We start from the raw sequence: 1239 nt of genomic DNA on the forward strand, positions 1-1239 counted from the left end.
GAGGTTTGAAGAGTTTACAGCGGCATTTAATTTTGGTATTTTGTGCCTACACTTTTTATCCTTTGGCATAAGTTGACGGGCGGTTTACGAAGGAAGTGGGCGAACCAACCTTTGGAAACTTTTGTAGATGCTTTAGAGGCTTTTCGGACAGCCATGTCTTTTCGTTTTGTGGCATGGCTGAACGAGAATCGAGACCTGTTTGCCGCTCACAAAGCGCGTTTTGGCTTGGTTTGGGCTTGAAATTTGTTTAAGTACCGCTAGGGATTGAAACAGTAAAGACATTGCGTATACCGGGTGCATCTCAAAAATGCAAATTTATCAGATCGGAGTCTCTGCACTGAATCGATCTGTTTTTGGGTTTCGCGATCGCTACCCCCCTGGACGGCAGCGTTGCCGAAGTCCAACCTACCCCAGACTCATATTTTTACAAAAGTGAGATACACCCGCGTATACCTTTGTAAATGTTCGTTCATGTTGAAAAACCCAAAAATCCCTTCTAGGGATTGAAACTTAAGCCGATCTCTGCCTTGTAACTCGGCTCCAGTGTTGAAAAACCCAAAAATCCCTTCTAGGGATTGAAACGGAACTCAGAGGATAAGAGTGTATCCGTCACAGTCTACGTTGAAAAACCCAAAAATCCCTTCTAGGGATTGAAACCCAAGAAAATATACGGTTCCTGGTTCGATTGTTGGTTTTGTTGAAAAACCCAAAAATCCCTTCTAGGGATTGAAACTGTTACCACCGTTCTTCGCAACACGACACCCCAGGTTGAAAAACCCAAAAATCCCTTCTAGGGATTGAAACCCCTGCATCCCGTAACATTGCTAACTGCATTTCGGGTTGAAAAACCCAAAAATCCCTTCTAGGGATTGAAACTTGAAATCTACCTCTTTCGCCGTTGTCTCGTCAGTATGTTCGAGTTGAAAAACCCAAAAATCCCTTCTAGGGATTGAAACTTGCCAGTCGATACTGCGTTGGACTCGCTCGCGCCTCGTTTTCTCTGTTGAAAAACCCAAAAATCCCTTCTAGGGATTGAAACGGGAGTGCGAAATTGCGGGCTGGTGGCGGGGAGTTGAAAAACCCAAAAATCCCTTCTAGGGATTGAAACGGCTGCCTATAGCTCCTATCGGTACTTAAACAAATTTCAAGCCCAAACCAAGCCAAAACGCGCTTTGTGAGCGGCAAACAGGTCTCGATTCTCGTTCAGCCATGCCACAAAACGAAAAGACATGGCTGTCC

At 45.0% G+C, this 1239-nt stretch carries 1 pseudogene and 1 CRISPR repeat array; the pseudogene reads left to right on the plus strand.

Annotation, left to right across the window (positions count from 1 at the left end):
• Positions 1-240 (plus strand): annotated as a pseudogene (locus GEI7105_RS37760) (IS701 family transposase); the annotation flags it as partial.
• 233 nt (positions 241-473) lie between these two features.
• Positions 474-1108: direct repeats of the CRISPR family, unit length 37 nt; unit sequence GTTGAAAAACCCAAAAATCCCTTCTAGGGATTGAAAC.
• The last annotated feature ends 131 nt before the right edge of the window (positions 1109-1239 follow it).

Origin of the sequence: Baaleninema simplex PCC 7105 (assembly GCF_000332355.1) — a bacterium.
Classification (GTDB): Bacteria; Cyanobacteriota; Cyanobacteriia; order Cyanobacteriales; family Geitlerinemataceae; genus Baaleninema; species Baaleninema simplex.